The organism is Burkholderia sp. ABCPW 111 (genome assembly GCF_000773065.1).
Lineage (GTDB): Bacteria > Pseudomonadota > Gammaproteobacteria > Burkholderiales > Burkholderiaceae > Burkholderia > Burkholderia savannae.
Genome location: NZ_JPWT01000062.1, coordinates 1 through 19489, shown reverse-complemented (window position 1 = coordinate 19489; position 19489 = coordinate 1). Strand labels below are relative to the sequence as shown.

The 19489-nt window shown below is 69.1% G+C and carries 16 protein-coding genes; 7 read left to right on the top strand and 9 right to left on the bottom strand.

Going from position 1 to position 19489, the window contains the following annotated elements; genetic code table 11:
- Positions 1 to 247 precede the first annotated feature (247 nt).
- The 4 genes from X946_RS12005 to X946_RS11990 all read left to right on the top strand — a co-directional run bounded on the left by X946_RS12005 (position 248) and on the right by X946_RS11990 (position 4036).
- Entirely contained in the window at positions 248 to 1540 is a 1293-nt protein-coding gene (locus X946_RS12005) for an MASE1 domain-containing protein (RefSeq protein WP_038747638.1), read from the top strand.
- A 13-nt stretch (positions 1541 to 1553) separates the two neighbouring features.
- Positions 1554 to 2369, top strand: a complete 816-nt coding sequence (locus tag X946_RS12000; protein WP_038747636.1) for an alpha/beta hydrolase — start codon at positions 1554 to 1556, stop codon at positions 2367 to 2369.
- Positions 2370 to 2526: 157 nt separating this feature from the next.
- Positions 2527 to 3273, top strand: coding sequence for an immunity protein Imm33 domain-containing protein (locus tag X946_RS11995; protein ID WP_038747633.1), 747 nt, complete (start codon positions 2527 to 2529; stop codon positions 3271 to 3273).
- A gap of 286 nt (positions 3274 to 3559) precedes the next feature.
- Positions 3560 to 4036: a DUF3455 domain-containing protein gene (locus tag X946_RS11990; RefSeq protein ID WP_038747630.1), complete on the top strand. Its 477-nt coding sequence runs from the start codon at positions 3560 to 3562 to the stop codon at positions 4034 to 4036.
- 226 nt (positions 4037 to 4262) lie between these two features.
- Here X946_RS11990 and egtD read toward each other — a convergent pair whose 3' ends face one another.
- The 3 genes from egtD to X946_RS11975 all read right to left on the bottom strand — a co-directional run bounded on the left by egtD (position 4263) and on the right by X946_RS11975 (position 7031).
- The gene (gene egtD, locus X946_RS11985) at positions 4263 to 5237 is read right to left on the bottom strand and encodes an L-histidine N(alpha)-methyltransferase (protein ID WP_038747627.1); all 975 of its coding nucleotides are present in this window, start codon (positions 5235 to 5237) and stop codon (positions 4263 to 4265) included.
- A 4-nt stretch (positions 5238 to 5241) separates the two neighbouring features.
- Complete coding sequence (gene egtB / locus X946_RS11980) at positions 5242 to 6477, bottom strand: ergothioneine biosynthesis protein EgtB (protein ID WP_038747755.1); 1236 nt, start codon at positions 6475 to 6477, stop codon at positions 5242 to 5244.
- 173 nt (positions 6478 to 6650) lie between these two features.
- Positions 6651 to 7031, bottom strand: a complete 381-nt coding sequence (locus X946_RS11975) for a DUF427 domain-containing protein (RefSeq protein ID WP_038747624.1) — start codon at positions 7029 to 7031, stop codon at positions 6651 to 6653.
- 538 nt (positions 7032 to 7569) lie between these two features.
- Here X946_RS11975 and alr point away from each other — a divergent pair.
- Complete coding sequence (gene alr, locus X946_RS11970; RefSeq protein WP_038747621.1) at positions 7570 to 8694, top strand: alanine racemase; 1125 nt, start codon at positions 7570 to 7572, stop codon at positions 8692 to 8694.
- Positions 8695 to 8968: 274 nt separating this feature from the next.
- Here alr and X946_RS11960 read toward each other — a convergent pair whose 3' ends face one another.
- Complete coding sequence (locus tag X946_RS11960; RefSeq protein ID WP_038747616.1) at positions 8969 to 9763, bottom strand: enoyl-CoA hydratase; 795 nt, start codon at positions 9761 to 9763, stop codon at positions 8969 to 8971.
- Positions 9764 to 10132: 369 nt separating this feature from the next.
- Between X946_RS11960 and X946_RS11955 the strand changes: the two genes are divergently transcribed.
- Entirely contained in the window at positions 10133 to 10486 is a 354-nt protein-coding gene (locus X946_RS11955; RefSeq protein ID WP_038747752.1) for a hypothetical protein, read from the top strand.
- Between the two features lie 622 nt (positions 10487 to 11108).
- On the opposite strand, the gene X946_RS11950 is transcribed toward X946_RS11955, so the two are convergent.
- The 4 genes from X946_RS11950 to X946_RS11930 all read right to left on the bottom strand — a co-directional run bounded on the left by X946_RS11950 (position 11109) and on the right by X946_RS11930 (position 16936).
- Positions 11109 to 11372, bottom strand: a complete 264-nt coding sequence (locus tag X946_RS11950; protein WP_038747613.1) for a hypothetical protein — start codon at positions 11370 to 11372, stop codon at positions 11109 to 11111.
- Between the two features lie 93 nt (positions 11373 to 11465).
- Positions 11466 to 12668 (bottom strand): porin, encoded by a 1203-nt coding sequence (locus X946_RS11945; protein WP_038747611.1) that lies wholly within the window; start codon positions 12666 to 12668, stop codon positions 11466 to 11468.
- 878 nt (positions 12669 to 13546) lie between these two features.
- The gene (locus X946_RS11940) at positions 13547 to 15556 is read right to left on the bottom strand and encodes a rhodanese homology domain-containing protein (protein WP_152611694.1); all 2010 of its coding nucleotides are present in this window, start codon (positions 15554 to 15556) and stop codon (positions 13547 to 13549) included.
- A gap of 780 nt (positions 15557 to 16336) precedes the next feature.
- Positions 16337 to 16936: a cysteine dioxygenase gene (locus X946_RS11930; RefSeq protein WP_038747747.1), complete on the bottom strand. Its 600-nt coding sequence runs from the start codon at positions 16934 to 16936 to the stop codon at positions 16337 to 16339.
- 62 nt (positions 16937 to 16998) lie between these two features.
- Here X946_RS11930 and X946_RS11925 point away from each other — a divergent pair, with 62 nt between their 5' ends.
- Positions 16999 to 17982 (top strand): LysR family transcriptional regulator, encoded by a 984-nt coding sequence (locus X946_RS11925; RefSeq protein ID WP_038747606.1) that lies wholly within the window; start codon positions 16999 to 17001, stop codon positions 17980 to 17982.
- A 141-nt stretch (positions 17983 to 18123) separates the two neighbouring features.
- Here X946_RS11925 and X946_RS11920 read toward each other — a convergent pair whose 3' ends face one another.
- Complete coding sequence (locus X946_RS11920; RefSeq protein WP_038747603.1) at positions 18124 to 19356, bottom strand: acyl-CoA dehydrogenase family protein; 1233 nt, start codon at positions 19354 to 19356, stop codon at positions 18124 to 18126.
- Between the last annotated feature and the right edge of the window lie 133 nt (positions 19357 to 19489).

Below are 19489 nucleotides of genomic sequence, written 5' to 3'. Positions count from 1 at the left end.
ACGAGAAACCTATCCGGTCAGCACGATATCATTCACGGCCGCGAGCACCAGGCTGCGAGTCCGCCGGCGGTGATCCGCGCGTCGAAGCCCGATGCCGCGACGCCTCACGAACTTCGCCCAGGTATTCCAACCCGCGAGCCAGGCGCATATCATTCGCGCATCGCGCATTTGCAGGGCCGCCGGCGCGCCACCTCCAACGGACGGGGCGGCGCGCTCGCCCGCGCGGCGCAGCACACAGGAATCCTCGATGAACAACAAGCGTTACCGGACGGAACTCGTCGCCGCGCTGCTCTGGGCGGCGCTGTATCTCGCGACCGGCTACATCTCGCACGCGTTCAACGGCCCCGTGCGGCAGACGGGCTACATCTGGCTGCCGGCCGGCGTCACGATCGGCGCGTTCATGCTGCGCCCCGTGCGCGAATGGCCGACGCTGGCCGCCGCGTTCCTGGCCGCGCAGCTCGCGCTGACGGGCATCGAGCACGGCAACCTGTTCAACGCGGCGCTGTTCACGATCGACGAGGTCGGCGCGGCCGCGCTCGCGGTAGGGTTCGTGCGGCGCATCCGTTTCTCGCTCGAAGGCCTGTATTTCCTGCGCTCGGTGATCCTGGCCGGCGTGATCGCGGGCGTGCTCGGCGCGATCGGCGGAGCGGCCTGGTACGCGCTCGTCAACGGCGCGTCGTTCATCGACGTCGGCCTCGTGTGGGCCGCGTCCGATTTCGTCGGCGTGCTGCTCGTCACGCCGGTGCTCGCGTCGTGGTCGCGCTTCCGCGCGCATCGCTCGGGCGATCACGAACGCTTCGACCTGATGCTCGGCTTCGTCGCGTTCGCGCTGGTCGTGATCGGCGCCTTCGCGATCTTCGATGGCGACAGCGCGTCGAAATTCGGCATCGGCGCCGGCTTCGCGATGACCTACATCCCGCTGTTCCTGACCGTCGCGGTGGCGCTGCTGCTGGGCGGCCGCGCAGGCTCATCGTCGGTGCTCGTGCTCGCGCTGATCGTGATCATGCAGACCGCGCAGGGCGACGGCCCGTTCGCGTCGCTCGACGCGCATCACGGCCGTTCGCTGCTCGAGGCGCAGCTCTATCTCGCGGTTGCGTCGCTGCTGGTGCTGACGGTGAGTACGCTGAAAACGACCCGAGAACGCGTGCACGAACACGCGGCGGTACTGCAGAACAACATGGAGCTCGCGCTCGCGAGCGCCGGCCAGATCGCGTACGTGCTCGATCCGCAATCCGGGCGAATCGACTGGAGCGGCGACGTCGAGCGCGTATTCGGCGTCGGCGTCGGCGCCTCGCAGATCGCAAGCGTATCGCGCGTGCTCGAACGCGTGCACCCCGGCGACCGCGACGCGCTGCGCGACTACTGGCGCGCCGAGATCGCGGGCGAGGAGCGCGCGTCGCTGTCGCTGCGCGTTGTGCGGCGCGACGGCGGCACGCAGACGATCACCGATCACGGCGCGCCGCTGCTCGACTCGAACGTCGACGTGACGGTCGTCGCGGGCGTCTGGCAAATCGAGCGCGTGTGGCCGGCGGACGAATGAGCGAGCGGGCGACATGACCGGCCAGACAGGCATTCTGCTGATCCACGGGCTCGGCGGGACGCAGTACGATCTCGGCTCGCTGCACAAGGCGATGCGCCGGGCGGGCGGCGACACGCACATGATCACGCTGCCGGGGCACGGCACGCGCCCCGAGGATCTCGTCGGCGTGCGCGCGGAAGCGTGGCTCGACGCGGTCGCCGAGCAGTATCGCGCGCTCGAGGGCGAGTACGAGACCCTGCATGTCGCGGGCATGTGCATGGGCGCGCTCGTCGCGCTGCTGCTGTGCCAGCGCGTGCGGCATGCGCGCGGGCGGCTCGCGTTGCTGGCTACGCCGATGTTCATCGACGGCTGGTCGACGCCCTGGTATCGATCGCTCAGACATCTGCTGTATCGCGTGCCGGGCGTGTCGGAGCGGCTACGCGTCGACGAGGGCGAGCCGTTCGGCATCAAGAATCCGACGATTCGCGCGATCGTGAAGAAGAAGTTCGAGCGTCAGGACAATTTCCACTACCCATGGGTGCCGCTTGCGTGCATTCGCCAGGTCGACCGGATGCGCAACTGGGCGCACGCGGCCGCAGCCGACACGCAATGCCCGACGCTCGTGCTGCACGCGCGCGAGGACGAGCTAACGAGCCTGCGCTCGGCCGACTTCCTGCTGAAGCACTTGCCCGACGCGCGCGGGATCGTGCTGGAGAACAGCTACCACATGATCTGCGCGGACAACGATCGCGATGAAGTCGCCCGGCAGGTTCTGACGTTTTTCGGCTTCGATCCGTCGCACGCGGCGAGCCCGGCGATGGCGCGCAGGATGCGGCGGGTCGAACCGTGAACGTGAGCGCGAACGTGCCCTCTCCTCGGCACGTGCCGGTCGGGCCGCGGCGCCGCGTCGAGCCCCCTTGCGCGCCTGAACCCGGCGGCACGCAGTCGCTCGACGCCGCAAGCCGGATCGTCGGCAATTCACCGCTCGCCATCCAGGAAAACGATCGATGGACTTTCGCTCGCTGTTCCGGGCGCCCGGCTCGCAACAAGCTGCGCGGCGCTCAAACGCCGCCGTTCATCGAACCGTCGGTTGCAAACAGTTCGGCCATCCGGAATTCCGGATTCAGGTTGACGACCGCGCGATCCCGGCTCAGGACGTCAATTGGCTGCTACGCCATTTCGAGCATCGCGTCGCCGAAGGCGAGCGGTTCCGCGCCGGAGAAACGCGGCAAATCGGCTGGATGCTGACCATGATCGAGGCCGGGGCGTGCGGCTTTCTGCGCGTCATGGAACCCGACATGAAGGCGATTCCGATCAAGTTCGTCGATTCGGCCGACAACACGCTGAAGCACCTGCGCAGTCAGAAAGACGTCGCCGAAAGCATCGCCGCGGATCGGCAACCGGACTTTGCGTCGCTACGACAAAGCGCCGTGGCGCACGTCGAATACAAGCGTGCAGGCCGCGCGCTGATGACGCGCGCCGCTGCTTGCGATACGGACTCGGGCTGGTCGCTCACGGATCTGGCCGACGAAGCCGGTTCGCAAGATCCCGCGCGGTTCGTCAGGATTTCGCTCTATCAATTGGGTATCGACAGAGCCGACCTGATCAGATTCCTTGCGTTGCCGCCCGGCCTCCAAGTGGTCGCCGGCGATCCGACGATCCATGTGATGGGACCTGAAGGCGAGATTCGACCTGCACCCGGCTCGTATCTGGATGCGTTGAACAAGCTCCGTGCGCGACGTCACGTCGAATGACCGCGACCGAAAGCCGCTTCGCCTGCCGCAAGCCGATTTCCGTCATCCCGATCGCTCGATGCGTTTACCCATCGGGTCTGCCGCCTGCCGGCACGCGTGATCCGCTGATGGCCCGACGTCGCCGCGTTGGAACGGCTTGCATACGACAGCGCATCGGCTACGCTTGATTTGCCCTATCCCTACCACGATCGACACCATGCGAAAAAACGCCGAATCCATGCGCCGTTCCGGCCGGTGCGCAACGCGCGAGGCCAACTGGAAAATCCGGAACCGCATCGCTCGTCGAATGACGACGGCGCTGCTGACATTGGCGCCCCTGGCCGCCCACGCGGCCCCGCCTCCATCGAACCTCATTCCCCAGGACGCCGCCCAAGCCCAGACCACAACCGCCGCCGGCGTTCAGATCTACGCCTGCGAGTACGACGCCAACCACCGTCTGGCATGGACCTTCCAGCACCCCGAAGCCACGCTCTACGACGCCTCCGGCACTGCCGCGATCCGGCACGGCGCGGGCCCGTCATGGGAAGCGCGCGACGGCAGCCGCATCGTCGGCGAGAAGATCGCCGATGCGCCCAGCCCAAACGCGGACAGCATTCCGCAGTTGCTGCTGTCGACGCACGCGACCGCGAGCGGCTCGCTCGCGTCCGTGCGCTACGTGCAGCGTCTCGACACGAAAGGCGGCGCCGCACCCGCCACGCCGTGCACGGCCGAGCATCAACTCGGCAGTTCGCCGTACTACGCGCGATACGTCTTCTGGAAGTGACGCGAGCGAAGCGGCGAGCAAGCGGACGCCCGCTTCACGCGATATCGGCATCGGCGCACATGCGAGCGACGCGCATGTGATGGGAGGACGTGCGCGCTCGATGCACGCGCGGTTGACGGACACGCGATCGAAGACGGGCACGCGATCGAAACGCGATCGATCGGCGCCACCGCACGCGCCCCGCACGCGGGCGCACGCCCGGATCGCCGCGCCGCCCGCCGAAGCGTCAGGCGCGACTCTCGAGCCAATGCACGCTGAACAAGCGCGCGTCGTCGATCCACACCGTCCCCGGCGTGAACCCCGCCCCCCGCGCGAGCGCGCGGAACCCGTCGACCGTGAACTTGTGCGAGTTCTCGGTATGCAGCGTCTCGCCCGCCTCGAACCGGAACGCGTACCCGGCGACGCGCACCGTCTGCGTGCGCCGGCTCACGAGATGCATCTCGATGCGCTGATGCTCGACGTCGTAGAACGCGCGATGCGCCCACGCGTCGAGCGCGAAGTCGGCGCCGAGCTCGGCGTTCGCGCGCTCGAGCAGATTGAGATTGAACGCGGCCGTCACGCCCGCCGCGTCGTTGTATGCGCGGTGGAGGATCGACACGTCCTTCACGAGATCGACGCCGATCAACAGCCCCCCGCCCTTCAGCAGCGAAGCCGCGCGCCGCAGGAACGCCTGCGCCTCGTCCGGCGAGAAGTTGCCGATCGTGGAGCCGAGAAAGCACCCGACGCGCCGCCCTTTCGCGCACTCGATCGCGTGCATTTGCTCGGACTGCAGATAATCGGCGACGACGGGCTGCACGTCGAGCCACGGATATGCGTCGCGCAGCGCGGCGGCCGATTGCGCGAGATGCTCGGCCGAGATGTCGACGGGCAGATAGCGCGCCGGAGGATTCGACGCCGCGCACGCATCGAGCAGCACGCGAATCTTCGACAGCGAACCCGCGCCGAATTCGATCAGGTTCGCGTCGCGGCCGATCTGCGCGGCGATCTCGTGCGCGCGGCGCTTCAGGATCGCGAGCTCGGTGCGCGTCGGATAGTACTCGGGCAGCTCGCAGATCCGGTCGAACAACGCGGAGCCCGCCGCGTCGTAGAAGTACTTCGGCGCGATGCTACGCGGCGAGCGGCGCAGGCCGGCGAGCAGGTCGCGGCCGAACGCGCTGTCGCACATCGCCTCGATCGCCACGCCCGCGGCGGCTTCCTTCATGCCTTCAGATATCTCTCGCAAGACGCACTCCCGTGAATTGCCAGCGCGCGGCCGGCGGAAAGAAGTTGCGATACGTCGCGCGCGCGTGCCCCGGCGGCGTCGCGACGCTGCCGCCGCGAAGCACCTGCTGCCCGACCATGAACTTGCCGTTGTATTCGGCTGCGACGCCCGCCATCGGTCGGAAGCCCGGATACGGGTCATACGACGAGCGCGTCCACTGCCACGCGCAGCCCATCATCTGCGCGATGCCCGGCGCGTCGAACGCGGCCTCCCATTCGGCTTCGGTCGGCAAGCGCGCGCGCGCCCACTCGGCATACGCGGCCGCTTCGTAGAAGCTCACGTGCGACACGGGCGCATCGCGCACGAGCGGCTGCAGGCCGTCGAGCCCGAACTCGCGCCAGCCGAGCCCTTCGCCGCCGTCGGACGCGATCCAGTAGAGCGGCGCCTTCCAGCCGTCGCGCAGGACGATCGCCCAGCCGTCGGACAGCCAGAACTCCGGGCGCGCGTAGCCGCCGTCGTCGATGAACGCCGCGAATTCGCCGTTCGTCACGAGCCGCTCGGCGATGTCGTACGGCCGCAGAATCGTCTGATGGCGCGGCCGCTCGTTGTCGAACGAAAAGCCGCGCCCGTCGTGGCCGATCTCGACGACGCCGCCCGGCCGCGACAGCCAGCGCGCGGCGCCGCGCGCGAGCGGCGCGTCGTCGCCCGGCGGCGCGGCATCGCTTCGATACGCGGGCAACAGCGGATTCAGCGAGAACGCGTGCAGGATGTCGGTCAGCAGCAATTCCTGATGCTGCTGCTCGTGATGCAGGCCGAGCGTGATCTCCGGCTCCATCGCGACGAGCGACGGCAGATCGGCCGTGCGCAGCAGCTCGAGCAGCGCGTCGTCGACGTGGCGTCGATAGCGATGCACGTCGTCAAGCGACGGGCGCGACAGCATTCCGCGCTGCGGCCGCGCATGGCGCGGGCCGAGCGCTTCGTAATACGAATTGAACAGGTACGGATAGCGCGAATCGAACAGCTTGTAGCCGCGCGCGTGCCGCGCGAGGATCACGGTCTCGAAGAACCAGGTCGTGTGCGCGAGATGCCATTTCGTCGGGCTCGCGTCCGGCATCGACTGCAACGCCTGATCCTCCGCGGACAGCGGCTTCGCGAGCGCGACGCTGCCACTGCGCACGTGCGCAAAGCCGCGCGCGAGATCCGACGCGAGACCGCGCGTCGCTTCTTCGTTTTTCGTCATGTGCACCGTCCCGACTGGATGGTTCGGCGGCGCGCGCCACGCGCCGCCCGCGAACCCATGCAACAAAGAATAGGACACGCGCGCGGCGTCGCGATCCGAATCGCGACGCCGCGCGCGACAAACAAGCGCCGTCTGCGCGGCTCGCCCCGTTCGTATGGATGGATGCTTCGATGTCAGCCGATCGTGATCGAATCGATGCGATCGGGATAGAACGCGAGATGGCCGGCGATCTGCTTCACCGCGTCGTGCGGCGTTTCGTACGACCAAACCGCGTTGACGCCGCGCTCGCCGGCGCCCTTGATGCTGTAGTACGACGCATCGCCCTTGTACGGGCAATGGGTCGTGTGCGCGGTGCGCTCGAGCCGCGACAGGTCGACGTCCTTGCGCGGCACGTATTGCACGGGCGGATACGACGCCTCGCGCAGCGTGAGCGCATCGCGCGTGTCGGCGAGCGGATGGCCGGCCGCCCGGACGACGACGCGCTCGCGCGTCGCGTCGATCGTGATCGGATGGTCCGGGCCAGGAATCCTGACGGGGTGACTTGACTGGGTCATGAAAGCGCCTCCGGTGGCGAAACACGTCGGACTTCGGCGACATCGTACGCCGCCGCGGCGCGGGAAGCGACGCGCGAGCCGCGAATTCTGAAGTTGGGGCGAACGAACAATCACCGTTGCATGCGCCGTTAATTGCGCGTCGCGGGACGATCGAAGCGCGACGCGCACGGCTCGCTCGGGTTCGCGTCTTCGCAGATTCCGTTCCCGCATGACCGCAGACATGCGGCCGGCTCCGGCTATCGATGCACATCGCCCTTTTCAGGCCGTCCGCCGCGCTCGACGAGGCCCGGCCGTCAGCCGCCGCGCGCAACGAACCGTTCGCGCGCGACGGTGCGCGCCGCACGCTTGCAGCATCCGTCAGTTTTTACTGAAATTGCGACAAATACATTAAATAAAACCATCAATCTGCAAATACCATAGCGGCCAACACTGGCAACGGCGTCTCGCACGATGAATATGCACCGAACGAGCGCCTCCGATCGACCCTCGCGGCGCGCCGCGCACGAGCGCCCGCCGCCTTGACTTCGCAGAGAAATTCATGCCCCGCCCCATCGTCGCCCGCATTCATCCGGAAGCCGTCGCGCACAATCTTGCGATCGTCCGGCAACAAGCGCCCGCCTCGCGCGTCTGGTCGGTCGTCAAGGCGAACGCTTACGGCCACGGCATCGAGCGCATCTATCCGGCGCTCGCCGGCGCGGACGGCATCGCGCTCCTCGACCTCGACGAAGCGGTGCGCGTGCGCGAGCTCGGCTGGACGAAGCCCGTGCTGCTGCTCGAGGGCATCTTCGATGCGGCGGACGTCGAGATCGCCGAGCGCCATCGGCTCACGGTCGCCGTGCACGGCGACGAGCAGTTGCAGTTGCTGACGTCTGCGAGGACGACGCGGCCGATCGACATCCAGTTGAAGATGAACGCCGGGATGAACCGGCTCGGCTATCGGCCGGGCGCGTTTCGCGCCGCGTGGGAGCGTGCGGCCGCCGCGCCGTCGATCGGCGGCATCGCGCTGATGATGCACTTCGCGAACGCCGACGAAGGCGAGATCGACTGGCAGATGAGCGAGTTCGACACCGCGACGGACGGCCTGCCCGGCGAGCGCACGCTGTCGAACTCGGCGGCCGTGCTGTGGCATCCGCGCGCGCATCGCGACTGGGTGCGGCCCGGCACGATCCTGTACGGTGCGTCGCCGACGGGCGCCGCGCGGCACATCGCCGACGTGCCGCTGCGCCCGGCGATGACCGTCACGAGCCGGATCATCGGCGTGCAGACGCTATCGCCTGGCGAGACGGTCGGCTACGGGCGGCGCTTCACGGCCGAGCGCGAAATGCGCATCGGCGTGGTCGCGTGCGGCTACGCGGACGGCTATCCGCGCCACGCGCCGACCGGCACGCCGATCGCGGTCGACGGCGTGCGCACGCAGCTCGTCGGGCGCGTGTCGATGGACATGCTGACCGTCGATCTCACGCCGTGCCCGAACGCGGGCGTCGGCTCGACGGTCGAGCTGTGGGGCGAGCGGGTGCGCGTCGACGACGTCGCCGAAGCCGCGGGCACGATCGGCTACGAGCTGATGTGCGCGCTCGCGCGGCGAGTGCCGGTCGCGGTCGATCCGTATCCCGCGGCGGCCGCGCGGATCGAGCCCGCGCGCACCGGCAGCTACGGGCGCTGAGCGAAACGGCGGCCAACGGCGCGGGGGCGGCGCGCCGCGCCGGCGGTTCTGCGTTCGAAGTCGCGCAGGCGATTCGCGCATCCGGATACCGTCCCGCCGTCGGCCGGCTTCGTGCGATCTCGTGACTTCGTGACTTCATGCGACTTCGTGACTTCGCGCAACCTCGCGCGCCCTCGGCCGATCGAACGCATCACGTCCGCGCGCGCGAAACGATTCGCGCGGCATGCGAAGCGCACGATCGGCCGCGCGCGCGGCGGCGCAAACGCCGCCGCGCTCAGGTCCGCCAGCGCGGCGGCCGCTTTTCGAGAAACGCGTCGATGCCCTCGCACGCATCCTCTTCCATCATGTTGCGCGCCATCACGTCGGACGCATACGCGTACGCGTCGTCGAGCGGCATCTGCCGCTGCCGGTAGAACATCGCCTTGCCGTAGCGCACCGCGGCGGGGCTCTTCGACACGATTTCCGCGACCGTGCGCGCAACGGCCGCGTCGAGCGCATCCTCCGGCACCGCCTCGTTGACGAGGCCCCAGTCGACGGCCGTCGCCGCGTCGACGAAGCGGCCGGTGACGAGCATGTCGAACGCGCGCTTCGTCGACACGTTGCGCGACAGCGCGACCGCGGGCGTCGAGCAGAACAGCCCGACGTCGATGCCGGACACCGCGAAGCGGGCCGTGTCGGCGGCGATCGCGAGATCGCACGACGCGACGAGCTGGCAGCCCGCCGCCGTCGCGATTCCCTGCACGCGCGCGACGACGGGCACGGGCAGCGCGTGAATCGCCTGCATCACGCGGCTGCATCGGCCGAACAGGTCACGGTAGTACGCGAGATCGGGCGTGCCGCGCATCTCGCGCAGATCGTGGCCCGCGCAGAACGCGCGGCCCTCGGCGGCGAGCACGACGCAGCGCACGCGCGGGTCGCCCGCGAGCGCGGCGAGCTCGCGCTGCAACGCGCCGAGCAGCGCCTCCGACAGCGCGTTGAACTGCGACGGCCGGTTCAGGCGCAGCGTCGCGACGCCGTCGCGATCGTCGCGCAGGAGCGGCGGCACCGCCGCCTGGCTGGATGGTTCCATGTCGTCCTCCTCGATGGGCACGTGCTCGCGCCGGTGCGGACGGCGACATCGCCCGGCGCGTGTCGAACCAAGGTACACCGTATCCCGTCCGGATCAAGCCGCGTTGCGTCAAGCGATGCGCGCAGGCGAATCCGTCGATGCGGCGAAAAACCGACACCGTCCGCCGAAGAGCGCCGCGGCGGTGGACATCGCCGCAAAAAGCTGTATATTCATACAGTGCTCGCCATCGGCGATCCATGCGAGAATCGCGTGCCGCCGGACGGTCCGACGAGCCGCCTGCGCTTCGGCGCGCGGCCGAGGTCGATCGGGTATCGCGAGACGGGCCACGGAGAAGACATAGTGAAACTGGTTGGATGCGGGTTGCTGTTGTTGGCTTTCGCTTTCTCGGCGTTCGCGAGCGAACGCTACGTCGAGATCTGGAATCCGCCCGAAGCGCGCGCCGGCCAAAGCAACGGCGTGCGCCACGATCCGTCCGCCCGCAAACCGGCCGCACCTGCCGCGAAGCGCAAGCGCGTCGCGCCGCACGTCGTCGAGGCGCGGATGCATCATCCGCCCACCGCCGTGAAGATCGCGCCGAAGCCGCGCGCGATCGATGACGACGCGCCGCGCACGACGCCCGCGCTGCCGTCGCCCGCCGCCCCCGACATTCCCCGCCTGTTCACGCCGGACGGCAACGTGCTGCGCGTCGGCACGCGCGGCTACGGCGTCGACATCGAGCGCTGACGGCGCGTCAAGCGCGGCCCGACATCGGCGCAACGCCGAACGCGCGGATGCGTCGAAACCGATCGATCGTTCCGCTGCGCGCCGCCGAGCAATGTGGAGCGCCGATGGCCCGATTGACGAATGCCGGCTTCTTCCGCGCAATACGCTCGACATTCCACGGCACGCGAAACTCCGCATCGCCTGACGGCCAACGCCGAACGAACCGCGCGTCGGTCACTCAACGAACGCCGCGCGCGGCGCGCCGTCGCGCGCGTGATGCCGGGACGAAGAGCGCATGCGATTCACGATTGACGCCTCTCGGGGGATGTCCGTTCGAGCGGCGCGTTCCTGCGGAGCGCAACGTCATGCACGCTGACGGACGGCGGACGAGCAGAGATGGCAAGAACGAGGTGCCCGGCTAACGGCAACGGCTCGACGGACGTCGCTCGGGTGCCCGAATCGATTCTTCCTCTGACCAAGCGGTCGACACGCGGCGTCCGCTCCGTGCTTACACGCCCGCCGGACCTTGCGCGCCGGCCGGGCGGGGATCATCGGGATGCGGCATTTCCCACGGGATCGCCAAGAAGTCGCCGGAAGGGAATTCCGGAACGAGGGCAGCGGCGGCAAGCGGCACCGACCGCCCTCACGCATCTGCGGCGTACGCTTCGATCCGCTTCGGATCGGCCAGACTTTTGCCTCCGGTGAATATGAGACGGATGGCTTGGCGTGACGCGCGGGACATCTTTCGAGACGACGGCGCGTCGTTGCCGTTGACGATCGCGGCCGCCATCGGAAGGCGCCGGAACAACGCCGCGCGGCGCGCGAACGCCGAAGAACCCTCGCCCTCGTACGCGACGCCATCACCATACGCCGCGCCGACGCGCGCGCCCGAACCGCGCGCGCGCATGCTTTGCGCAAGTACAAAAAAACAGCCGGCCCGAAGGCCGGCTGCTCGTGCGGCTGCCCGCGCGACGCCGAGCGTCGCGCCGACGCTTGGCGCTTAGAAGCGGTGAATCAGGCCGACGCCGAGGCCCACCTGGCTGCGCGACGACGACGGCGACGTGTTGAAGCCGTCGCCGATCGACGCGGTCGCGTCGATGATCTTGCCGCCCGCGAGCGTCTTGCCGTTCGCGCGCTGATACGCCTCGACCGCGAAGAGGCCCGTGCGCTTCGACAGGCTGTAGTACTGCGACAGCGTGAACTGGTGGTACTGCGCCGAGCTCGTGATGCCATTCGATTGCGTCGCGCGCGTGTACGCGTAGCCGCCCGCGAAATCCCACTGAGCAGAAGGCTTGAAGTGCAGCACCGCGCCCGCCGTGTTGAAGATCGCGGTGTTGCGGAACGCCGAGTTGACGCCCGGGATGTACTGCACGTTCGAGTACGACACCGAGACGTCCCACGCGGACGAGAACTGATAGCCGGCCGTCACCGCGACGCGCTGCTGCGCTTGCGCGGTCTTGTAGCCGTTGTTGATCGCCGACACGGCCGTTTGCGCGCCGCCGTTGGACGTCGCCGAGTTCGCGCCCCAGTCGCCACCGCCCGACGTCGAGTTGTTCACGCGCTGGAACGCCGCGGCGATGCCGAGCGGACCGTTCATGTACTGGATGCCCGCGCTCCACGTCGAACCGGCGTTCACGCTGCCCGGCTGGCCGCCGAACGCATACGAGCCGCCGAACGTGAAGCCGTAGAACTTCGGCGACATGTAGACGAGCGAGTTGTTCGTGCGGTAGCTGGTGTCGAGCGAGTCGATGTCGCCCGGGTGCGCGCCGAAGTAGCCGGTGAGCCAGGTCGTCGGGCTGTACGGCGACAGCAGCGAGTAGTACGCGGTGTATTGACGGCCGGCCGTCAGCGTACCGTACGTCGGATTGGTCAGGCCGACCCACGCCTGACGCGTGAAGATGCCGCCCGCGAATTGCGACGTGCCGTTGGCGGTGCTGAAGCCCGATTCGAGCTGGAAGATCGCCTTCGAGCCGCCGCCCAGGTCCTCGCTGCCCTTCAGGCCGAAGCGGCTGCCCGCCCACACGCCCGTCGACATCTTCACCGCCGAGCGGCCGCCCGTCGTCGAGCCGAGCGACGTGCTGCTGCTCTGATACGCGATGCCGTTATCGACGATACCGTAAAGCGTCACGCTGCTCTGAGCGTGTGCCGTGGCGACTGCCGCCAATCCGGCGGCCGTCATCGCGGCCGCTGCGCGCTTTTTCATTGATTCTCCGTCCTCAAGAAATTTTTGTGGTGTGTGTCACGCACATGGCCTGTCCATGCGGTCGCCATTCTCACCGATTCGTCCGTGCAGCAAAACGAAGAATAAAGATCCGTCGGCTCCGCGCAACGCGGGGATTCACTAACTAGTTAGTTTCAACGCTGCACGGACAAGGGTTTCGCGGGTGTGCGCGGCGATTGCTGGAACCGGTTCCCTCGTCCCCGGATTTACCCGAATTTACATTCACACAGTCCTTCCAGACGGCTTCCAACCTGCTTTCGTGTGATGATTCGGAAATTCGTCGGCCGGCGCAGGCGCGGCGGAAAAACTCGATGGGTCAATGGCTTGCGGCGAAATCCGGGTGGCCGGTGCGGGGTGTGCTACCGGTTCATGCGGGTAGTCGACGGCGGGTACGTCTGTGCGTTTTTTTCAAGCCTTGGGCTTCGCATTCGGAACTTGGAACCAGGCGCTCGAAGGTCGAAGGTCGAAGGTCGAAGGTCGAAGGTCGAAGGTCGAAGGTCGAAGGTCGAAGCTCGAAGCTCGAAGCTCGAAGCTCGAAGCTCGAAGCTCGAAGCTCGAAGCTCGAAGCTCGACGCTCGACGCTCGACGCTCGACGCTCGACGCTCGACGCGAGGAACGCACAGATCACACCCGCGCACGATATCCCAGCCCACGGCCACGCGCGCTGAGCAAAGCCGATCGACCGCCACAAGCGTCGCCCTCGCTCGCCGCCATGCCGAATGCGATCGCGCGATCTCGCGCCGAAGAGCATCACGCGCTATCGAGCCGCTTATCGTCTCCCCGCCTTCGCCGCTCTCTGCGCTCGACGCAACCGCCCCCGCATCGGAGCCCGTTCGGCTCACGATACGCGCGACGCGCGCTCAAAGTGCCCCGAGCACCTCGAATCGATGCGTGCCGTCGCGTCCAAGCTGCTCGACGAGGCCGAACTCCCAATCGAGGTACGCTTGCATCGCTTCCGCTGCGTTGCCGGTACCCTCGTACGGACGCCGGTAGCGATCGATGCGCGGCGACGCCAGCCGCGTCTCGCCGCTCTCGACCGGCAGGCCCGCGGCGAGCCACGCGAGCGTGCCGCCGTCGAGCAGGTGGACGGACGCTTCTTCCGGCAGCAGCGCGCGCAGGTCCGCCGCCGCGAACGCCGCCAACTGCCCCGACCCGCAAGTCACGACATAGCGACGCGCACGCGGAATGCGCGTGAGCGCGTCGCCCAGTTGGGCGCGCACCGCGTACCACGCGCCGGGAATGTGCCGCTTCACGTAGTTCGCGCTCGCCGTGACGTCGATGACCGCCACGTCGAGCGGCGCGTCGTGCGGCGGCACGACGCGTTCGGCAAGCGATCCTCGTTGCGCGTCGTCCAGTCGCGCGTCGGCTCGGCGATCCGCCGCCCCGCCGCTCCCTCCGCGCGCGAATTCGTCTGCGCGCACGTCTCGCTCGTCTCGCTCGTCTCGCTCGTCTCGTATGTCTCGTATGTCTCGTATGTCTCGTATGTCATGCGCATCACGCGCATCCGTCGCGTCCAGCGCATTCCGCCCGTCTTGCGTGCGCTGCGCGATCGCGCCGGTCCGCGGTGAAGCAAGCGCTTCCGCCCGCCCGTTCACCGCCTCGCGCTCCACCGCTTTCAAGCCGAGCCACTCGGCTAGCGTGCCGACCGACACCGTCGCGCTTTCCGCAGGCTGCGGCGCGCGCGCCGCCGGCTGCCCGCGCTCGCTGCGCTCATGCGCGTCGAGCGGCTCGACGACGCGCACGTCCCAGCCCATCTGCGCGAGCCACGACGCGGTCATGTCGGCGCGCACGCCGTCGTCGTCCGCGAGCGCGATCCGCGCGCCGCGCACGGGCGCATGATGATCGGTCTCCTGCACCAGCTGGCCGCCCGGCGCGCTCGCGAAGCCCGGCAGGTGGCCGGCCGCGTATTCGTCCGGCGTGCGCACGTCGAAGCGATAGAGCGTGAGATCGTCGGACTCGAGCATGTGCAGATCGCGCAGCGCGATGCGCGTTGCGCCCGCGCGACGTGCGAGGCCGCGCGCCGCCTGCCGCGCGGCCTCGCGCCGATCCGCGTCGACGCGCTCGGGAAAGCGCCTCGACGCGCCGTGTTCGAGCGTTTGCCCCGCGAGCGTCCAGCCGATCGTCCCGTTGCGCAGCGCCGCAACCGGGTTCGGCAGCCCCGCGTTGATCAGCGACTGCGTGCCGATGATGCTGCGCGTGCGTCCCGCGCAGTTCACGATCACGCGCGTCGCCGGATCGTGCGCGAGCTCGCGCACGCGCAGCACGAGCTCCGCGCCCGGCACGCTCGTCGCGGTCGGAATGCTCATCGTCTGGTATTCGTCGAAGCGGCGCGCGTCGACGATCACGACGTCGGCCCGCGCGTCGATCAACTGCCGCACCTCTTGCGCGGACAGCGACGGCGTGTGCCGCTTCGCCTCGACGAGCTCGCCGAACGCCTTGCTCGGCACGTTCACGTCGATGAAGAGCTCGCCGCCCGCCGCCCGCCAGCCGTCGAGCCCGCCTTCGAGCCGATGTACGCGCGTGTAGCCGAGCGCCGCGAGCACGGCGGCCGCGCGCGGCGCGAGATCTTCGCCGAGCGCTTCGCCGTAGACCGCGATCGTCGTGTCGCGGCGCGGAATGCGCGTCCACGCTTCGAGTTCGAGCTTCGACAGCGGAAAGTTCGCGGCCCACAGCGGATGGCCGTGCGCGTACGGGTCTTCCTCGCGCACGTCGATCAGCGCGATCTCCGCGCCGGCGAGCAGCGCGGCGCGCACGTCGGCGGCGGATAAGGTCGGGAAGCTCGCGGGCGCCGAATCGCCCCCGGGAGCGGGCGCGGGAGCGGTGTCGCGGAGCGACGAGGAAGAAGGATCGGTCACGGAATCGAGGCTCATCGGATCAGGGCAGCCGGAAGTTTGGATGGTGGAGAACTACGTTGCGCCGCGTCGATGCATATCGACGCGCGGCACGAGAGAAGACGTGGTCGAGCAAATGCGCGCGTTGCCGCCGAATCGAATCCACATGCGGCAGGCGCTGCGACGTTGCTTCCGAACGGAAACCGTCGCGCCGCTGAACTTCGCGATCCGCCGCGAACACGAGTGGCCGCGGAACTTGCAAAGCATGCGAGACACACGAAGCGCGCGGAATGCCCGAAGCAGGCAAAGCGAACGATGCCGGCAAGCGACACGCGGAACACGGAAAGCTCACGATACGGACGGATCGCATGCGAGTCCGCTGCATACGCGCGAGCGACCGATTGAGCGAGCGGTCGGGCGCGCAGGCGGCGACCGCCGCGCATCGACGCGCAACGCGCGACGCACGACACGCAACGCCCGATGCGCTGCGCCGAATCGAATCGAATCGACAGTCGACAGTCGGCGCTCGGCGCTCGGCGCTCGGCGCTCGGCGCTCGGCGCTCGGTACTCGGTACTCGGTACTCGGTACTCGGTACTCGGTACTCGGTACTCGGTACTCGGTACTCGGTACTCGGTGCTTGGCGCTCGACACTCGACACTCGGCACGCAACGCGGCACCGGCGCACGCCGACGCCCATTGCATATCGCGCGCCGCGCGATCGACGCGACACGGCGCACCGTCCGTCCGCCGCGCGAAGCCGGCAGCGACGCCGAATCGACCGACATGCCCGCGGCAACGCAGCCGCCCGAAGCGCACGCTCAACCGACACGCGAATACCCGGAAACGAACGGCTTGCGCGTGCCGTCCTCGCGGTAGACCGTGCGCTCGACCGCGCCGATGTCCGCGCCGTAGACATGGATGCTGATCGACACGCGATCGGCGAACGCATTGCTCACGCGATGAATATCGCCGACCGACGGCGACACCGCCTCGACGCGCCCCGGCTCGAGCCGCACCGCGTCGCCCGCGGGCAGCGGCCGGCCGTCGGGCGCGAGCGCGTACGGCTGCGAATACTCGGCGCCGCGCAGCATGCCGATCAGCCCCCAGACGGTGTGATCGTGGATCGGCGTTGTCTGCCCCGGCCCCCACACGAAGCTCACGACCGAAAAGCGCGCGGCCGGATCGAGATGCAGCAGGAACTGCTGGTAGCGCTCGGGATCGCAACGGGCATACGCGGCGGGCAGCCAGTCGTCGCGTGCGACGAGATCCGCGAGCAGCGCCGCGCCGTCGCGCAGGATGCGCGGCTCGTCCGGGCGCGTGTCGACGAGCCGCTCGAACGCGGCGACGAACGCGCGCAACGGCACGCTCGCGCGCAACGCAGCCGCAGAGGATTCGTTATGCAAAGAATGCGCGCTCATCGGCAGCCTCTTCGAATATGATTGTTCGACATGATGCACCTTAAACTCCATGCAAGACAAACATGAAAATCAGTGACATCGACGCATACGCCGCCGTGGTCCGCTGCCAGTCGCTGAGCCTGGCGGCGGCCGAGCTCGGCATCACGCAGCCGGCGATCACGCGCCGCGTGCAGAATCTCGAGGAAGCGCTCGGCGTCGAGCTGCTCGACCGCAACACGAAGCCGCCGCGCCCGACCGAGATGGGCTGGCGCGTGCACGACCAGTGCCGCACGGTGCTGCGCGAGATGCGCGCGCTGCGCGAGCTCGTCGCCGAGCCGCTGCCGCCGGCGGGCGAGTTCCGGCTCGGGCTCACGCACGGCATCGGCGAGCTGCTGCTGCTCGATCTGCTCGCGATGCTGCGCGACCGCTGGCCCGCGCTCGCGCCGCAAGTCGCGACCGGCTGGGGCGGCGCGTTGCTCGACCAGCTCGGCCATGACGCGCTCGACGCGGCGCTCGTGTTCCTCGCGCGCGAGATCGCGCTGCCGGCGCATGTCGCGGGCGAGCGGCTCATCGGCACGCGGCTCGTCGTGGTCGCGCGCAAGGGCGACTTTCCGCGCCGCGGCTACCGGCTCGCCGACTGCCATGAGGCCGGCTGGGTGCTGAACCCGGACGGTTGCGGATTCCGCGCGGGCCTGAAGCGCGCGCTCGACGCGCAGCGGCTGCCGCTGCGCGTCACGCTCGACACATACGGGCGCGAGCTGCAATTGCAGAGCGTCGCGAACGGGCTCGGCCTCGGCCTCATGCCGCTGCCGCTCGTCGAGATGAGCCCGCTGCGCGACGCGCTCGACATCGTGCCGATCGCCGATTTCAAGCCGCAGATCGATCTGTGGGCGCTGCGGCGGGAGCACGCTTCGCGCCTCGCCGCGCCTGCCGGCGCGATCGGCCAGCTCGCGCGGACGCGATTGCGCGCGCTCGGCGATGCGCGCGAGCCGCATGCGGCTCGCGATACGCGATCGCCGCGCGGGCGAATCGACGGCGCCGCGAAACGGGCGCGCGATTCGATTTGAGCGCGAGCGCGGCCGCGCCGGCCGATGCGGCGCGGCACGCCACGCGCCAGGCGTTGCAGGCCGCATCGCGGCGCGCGGCGCGGTTCATCGCGCCGTTCACGCCGTTCGCTTCGCACGTCGTCGCACGCCCCTCGGAACGCGTCACCGCCCATCGCCATGCGCAGCGAACGCCGCGCGTCCCGCCGCGACGAGAATCGAATCGTCCTGCGGCGTGTGAATCCGGCTGCACAGCGCGTCGCGATGATGGCGCTCGAGCGGGTTGTGGCGGCTCAGCCCGTGATTGCCCGATAGCTGCAACGCCAGCTCCGTCACGCGGATCGCGTGGCTCGTCACCGTGAATTTGACAAGCCCGCTCGCGTCGACGTCGAGCGGCGCGCCGGCATCCGCGCGCGCGGCCGCATCGTCGAGCAGCACGCGGTTCACCTGCAGCAGCGCGTCGATCTCGCCGACGATTTCCTGCACGCGCGGCAGCGTCGCGAGCGGCGCGCCGAGGCTCGCGGGCGCGCGCGCCTTCGCGAACCCGACGACCCAGTCGCGCGCCGCCCGCGCGAGCGCGTCGTACAGGCTGCCGAGCAGCACGATCATCCACGCTTGCTGGTCGGCGTGCGCATCGACGTCGGCCTGGCTCGCGCCCGTCGGCGCCCACGCGTCGGGCGCGCGCAGATCGACGGCGTGATCGAGCGGAATCCGCACGTCGTCGAACACCACCTCGTGACTGCCCGACGCTCGCAGCCCGAGGTGATTCCAGCTTTCGATCACGCGGATGCCGTCGCCGCCCGCCTGCCCCCGCGCCGCGTCGCGCGGCACGAGAAACACGCCGACGCGCGGCCGCGCTTCGTCCGTGCGCGCCCACACCGCGAGCCAGCGCAGCGCCGGGATGCCGGTGCTGTACAGCTTGTGGCCGCTGATGCGCCAGCCGTCGCCGTCGCGGCGCGCGACGCTCGCCGGGAGCCCGCCGCGCGCGGGCGAGCCGAGCTCGGGCTCGACGCGCAATGCGTTGATCAACGCGCCGTCGGCGACCGCGCTCGCGAACACCGCGCGCCGCGCGGCCGCCGGCCAGCGGCTGTCCGCGCGGCCGAGCGCGCGGTGCTGCAAATAAGTCATCGTCAGCACGAGCGCGGTCGCGGCGTCCGCGCGGGCGATCGCGCCGACGATCCGGCGCGCGCGGGCGAGCGTCGCGCCGCCTCCGCCGTACTCGCGCGGCACGGCCTGCGCGATCAGGCCGTGCGCGTGCAGCCATTCGAAATGCGCGTGCGGGAAGCTGCCGTCAGCGTCGTGCCGCGCCGCGCCCTCCGCGATGCGCGGCGCGAGCTCGGCGAGGCTCGCGTCGAGCCGGGCGTCGTCGCTCGCGGTGCTCGCGAACTCGGGCGGCACGAGGGCGGGCGAAGTAGTCGGCGGGGTCGATGCTGTTGATGCTGTTGATGCTGTTGATGCTGTTGATGCTGTTGATGCTGTTGATGCTGTTGATGCTGTTGATGCTGTTGATGCTGTTGATGCTGTTGATGCC

Coding starts and splice junctions, on each gene's coding strand:
- X946_RS11975 (WP_038747624.1), bottom strand. CDS start 7,031: ATGACCCAGTCAAGTCACCCCGTCAGGATTCCTGGCCCGGACCATCCG.
- egtB (WP_038747755.1), bottom strand. CDS start 6,477: ATGACGAAAAACGAAGAAGCGACGCGCGGTCTCGCGTCGGATCTCGCG.
- X946_RS11925 (WP_038747606.1), top strand. CDS start 16,999: ATGAAAATCAGTGACATCGACGCATACGCCGCCGTGGTCCGCTGCCAG.
- X946_RS11950 (WP_038747613.1), bottom strand. CDS start 11,372: ATGCGCGCGCGCGGTTCGGGCGCGCGCGTCGGCGCGGCGTATGGTGAT.
- X946_RS12005 (WP_038747638.1), top strand. CDS start 248: ATGAACAACAAGCGTTACCGGACGGAACTCGTCGCCGCGCTGCTCTGG.
- X946_RS11945 (WP_038747611.1), bottom strand. CDS start 12,668: ATGAAAAAGCGCGCAGCGGCCGCGATGACGGCCGCCGGATTGGCGGCA.
- X946_RS11930 (WP_038747747.1), bottom strand. CDS start 16,936: ATGAGCGCGCATTCTTTGCATAACGAATCCTCTGCGGCTGCGTTGCGC.
- X946_RS11940 (WP_152611694.1), bottom strand. CDS start 15,556: ATGAGCCTCGATTCCGTGACCGATCCTTCTTCCTCGTCGCTCCGCGAC.
- alr (WP_038747621.1), top strand. CDS start 7,570: ATGCCCCGCCCCATCGTCGCCCGCATTCATCCGGAAGCCGTCGCGCAC.
- X946_RS12000 (WP_038747636.1), top strand. CDS start 1,554: ATGACCGGCCAGACAGGCATTCTGCTGATCCACGGGCTCGGCGGGACG.
- X946_RS11990 (WP_038747630.1), top strand. CDS start 3,560: ATGACGACGGCGCTGCTGACATTGGCGCCCCTGGCCGCCCACGCGGCC.
- X946_RS11995 (WP_038747633.1), top strand. CDS start 2,527: ATGGACTTTCGCTCGCTGTTCCGGGCGCCCGGCTCGCAACAAGCTGCG.
- X946_RS11960 (WP_038747616.1), bottom strand. CDS start 9,763: ATGGAACCATCCAGCCAGGCGGCGGTGCCGCCGCTCCTGCGCGACGAT.
- egtD (WP_038747627.1), bottom strand. CDS start 5,237: ATGAAGGAAGCCGCCGCGGGCGTGGCGATCGAGGCGATGTGCGACAGC.